The organism is Endozoicomonas sp. SESOKO4 (assembly GCF_024606275.1).
On record NZ_JAHHPS010000198.1, the window covers coordinates 1 to 3,390 of the forward strand.

General features: G+C 48.4%; 4 protein-coding genes. 3 read left to right on the forward strand and 1 reads right to left on the reverse strand.

Annotated features, from left to right (window positions below):
* The first annotated feature begins 211 nt into the window (after positions 1–211).
* From KDK16_RS03850 to KDK16_RS03860, 3 genes are all read left to right on the forward strand, one after another.
* A complete protein-coding gene (locus KDK16_RS03850; RefSeq protein WP_257254610.1) occupies positions 212–688 on the forward strand; it encodes a hypothetical protein in 477 nt (158 codons plus the stop codon).
* A gap of 93 nt (positions 689–781) precedes the next feature.
* On the forward strand, positions 782–1,699 hold the full coding sequence (locus KDK16_RS03855; RefSeq protein ID WP_257274751.1) for a DMT family transporter: 918 nt from the start codon (positions 782–784) through the stop codon (positions 1,697–1,699).
* 38 nt (positions 1,700–1,737) lie between these two features.
* On the forward strand, positions 1,738–2,199 hold the full coding sequence (locus tag KDK16_RS03860; RefSeq protein WP_257254612.1) for a nucleoside deaminase: 462 nt from the start codon (positions 1,738–1,740) through the stop codon (positions 2,197–2,199).
* 65 nt (positions 2,200–2,264) lie between these two features.
* Here KDK16_RS03860 and KDK16_RS03865 read toward each other — a convergent pair whose 3' ends face one another.
* Entirely contained in the window at positions 2,265–3,215 is a 951-nt protein-coding gene (locus tag KDK16_RS03865; RefSeq protein ID WP_257254613.1) for a LysR substrate-binding domain-containing protein, read from the reverse strand.
* Positions 3,216–3,390 lie beyond the last annotated feature (175 nt).

Below are 3,390 nucleotides of genomic sequence, written 5' to 3' on the forward strand. Positions count from 1 at the left end.
TCCCTGCATAATCTGCACTCCTTGTGTTGCTATTTGATGTTGTTTGCAGAGTATGCAGGGATTCGCCGCCAAAATGACTGACAGAATCGTTAGTGACACTTGCAGATTTTGATAACCGGTGCAATTGGATTGCATCAGGTTTTGGTCAAACTGACCATTTCCTCACTCTGAAGGAACCCATAAGATAGTTAATAAAACAGAGATAGCGTTGATGCGAAAGTTAGTAATACCAGACCTTCAGCAGGTGGCAGAATGGCTCAATAAGGACGGTCATGAATTCTGGATGTGTGACCGGTGTGAGGGGTTGCATATCTCATCACTTCAGTCTCTGGATGGCGTACTCGATAGTCGTCTGTTTATTAAGCCATTTGGTATTCTTTTTTCAACCGAGCTGGATTTGAAGCCTTCCTCTGCATTTTTAGTTCAGGCCGATATGACCCGCCTCAACCATGGTTTACCTACCCTTAAACTGTTTCTGGAGATGCTGGATTCAGGCCATTTTTTGCTGGTGGCTTCCGATATTATGATGACCGCCAATGGCATCTGTTATAGTCAGTTCTCTGAATTTCTTGCAATGTCCCTGGAAGCCAAGAGCTGGTTGTACCGGGAGTGTCAGACCATGCAGTATGTCGTGTCAGAACAAGAGCATTGTGTCCCCCCGGTTGAAGGCAAGTTTTCGTTCCACTAAGCAATTTCCAGTTTTTATCAGAATTGGATATAAAGCGTTTAGTGCTCTGGCGAAACTTTGCAGTTGGCCTAATGTCATACAGTTAATATTCTGATGCGGGAAGTTCAGAACGTGTCCAATGCCACTCTTTTCTGTATCTGCTCTCTGGTCTGGGGCTCCACCTGGTATGCCGTCAGCTGGCAGCTGGGGACTGTTGACGCCATGTGGTCAGTCGCTTACCGGTTTCTGTCTGGCGCTGTGTTGTTATGGTTTATTTGCTGTTTCAGAGGCGGCTTAACGGGCTTTACCCTTCGGCAGCATCTCAGATTCTTTTTCCAGGGAACCTTCCTTTGCGGTATTTCCTACTGGCTGGTCTATGAAAGCGAAAAATTCATCAGTAGTGGGCTTTCAGCATTAATTTGTACGGGCATTCTTTATTCAAATGTTGTGATTGCTCGTTTCTGGTTAGGGCACGCCGTTAAACGTTCTGTTCTCATAGGAGCGACATTGGGCAGTGCCGGTGTGCTTATGGTGTTTTTTCCCCATATCTCACAGATTGATTCCAATACCCTGCAGCTAAAGGGACTGGCATTGGCACTGGGCGCTGCACTGATGTTTTCCATGGGCAGTGTCTCCTGTGAAGTTAATCAGAAAGATGGCTTGTCAGTGGCACCTGTGACGGTGTTTGCCATGTTTTACGGTGGTCTGGAAATGGGGGCTATGGCTTTGCTCCGTGGCGTTCCGCCAACGTTTGACTTCAGTCCGGGTTATCTGGTTTCCCTGATTTATCTGGTGACTTTTGGTTCGGTAGTGGCAATGACCTCATACATTGCCCTGATTCAGCGCATGGGATCTGACAGAACCGCCTATGTCGATATTATTTATCCCATCATTGCCTTGTTGATCTCAACCGTTTTGGAGGGGCACCAATGGACGCCGGTTTCTGTGTTGGGAGTGGCGGTTATTTTGCTGGGGAATTTACTGGCTATGGGTAACCGTTTTGATCGGCGCAGAAGCGGGACTTCCTGCTAACATAAAAATTCCTCTCTCCGATATCTATGGGGTTTCTCATGAGTGAGCACAAACCATTCATCTATCGAGCTATAGAGTTATCCAGTCAGGCTCTGGACAAAGGGGAGGCGCCCTTTGGTGCGGTGCTGGTGCATAACGGCAGAATTCTTTTGGAGTCTGAAAGCACTACCGAAGCAGAAAGTGACCAGACCCGGCATGCAGAACTCAGTCTGGTCAGCCATGCCTGCAGACAGATACCAAGAGAACAACTGTGTGAATGCACACTTTACAGCAGCACAGAGCCCTGCCCAATGTGTGCCGGAGCAATATATTGGGCCGGAATCCAGAAAGTGGTGTACGGATGCAGTATGCAAGCACTGGACCAGATTGCCGGGCACTCCACTCAAATGGGTTGCAGAAACGTTTTTGACTGCTGCTATGGCAACATAGAAGTCATTGGTCCTGTAGAAGAAGAGCTTGCATGCGAGCTGCATATGAAGTGCTGGCCGCATCCATCTTAAGAAGACATATCCACCCCTGAAGTCTGCGCTGGACTTCCAGTGCACAGTTGCCTGACACGTATGATTCAGGGAACGTGATATCCCATGGGCTTCATGGCGTCGTACTGTAGCCAGACTTTGTTCAGCCAATTTTCTTCACCCAACCAGTTCAGAACCCAGCGAATACCGTTGCCCATGACTTCCTTGTTCCAGGCCAGATAGCAACGGTCATTCATGGGAATATCCAGAACATCCTTGCGAATCAGCAACTCCTGTTCAATGTAGGGCTGAACAAAGTGGCTTGGCATGATAGTGATGCCCAACCCTTTCAGCAGGCATTCAATAGCCATGCGAAAACTGGGAACCAGAAGGATTTGCTGGTCTTCGAGCAACAGGTTGTAGCCCTGTCGAAAGACTCTGGAAGTATCCTGAATGCAGATCGAACTATAAGTCTTCAGCATGTCCTGGCTGATCGGACCGGAAACGCTGGCCAATGGATGCTCTGGAGACATCACCAGGTCCCATGCCAGAGAACCCATAGATTTCCATTCAAAACGGTCATTAGTAGCAATATTGTCTGGAATGGTTTTGGGAGCACCAATGACCAGCTGGCATCGGTTGTGGAAGAGCGCATCCCATGAGCCGTTGTGAACTTCAGTATTGATTACAAGGTTGGTCTCGGGACGAACGGTTTGAAGGTCGCGAATCAAATCGTAAACCATGCCCTGGTTAACGACGTTATCCAGGGCAATCTTGATGTCATGTTCCCAGCCCGAAGCCATCTGGCGGGTTGTTTTTTCCAGTTCCTCCAGTTCAGCCAGCAGTTTGCCTGTCTGCTTGATAAAGTGCTCACCCGCCGGAGTCAGCTCGACCCGCTTGCTGTCTCTCAAAAACAGTTGTACATCCAGTCGCTCTTCCAGCTTCCGGACGGTGTAGCTGATGGCAGAAGGTACTTTATGCAGGTGCCTGGCTGCTGCCGTAAAGTTTCTGAACTGGGCTACGGCCCTGACAATTTCGAGGGATTCCGTTGGGATCATGAAGTGAATACTACTATTTGCCGACTTTGAGGTGTCATTAGAGTATCTCTTAGGCTGTCAGAAAGGGAGTCTAAATGAGAGTTTTTTATCGACAGGCTCATACCTTTGTCGGCATGAGATGAGTCTCAGTACCGGGTTCTCCCGTACCAGTATTCAAAAAAGCCGAATGCCCATC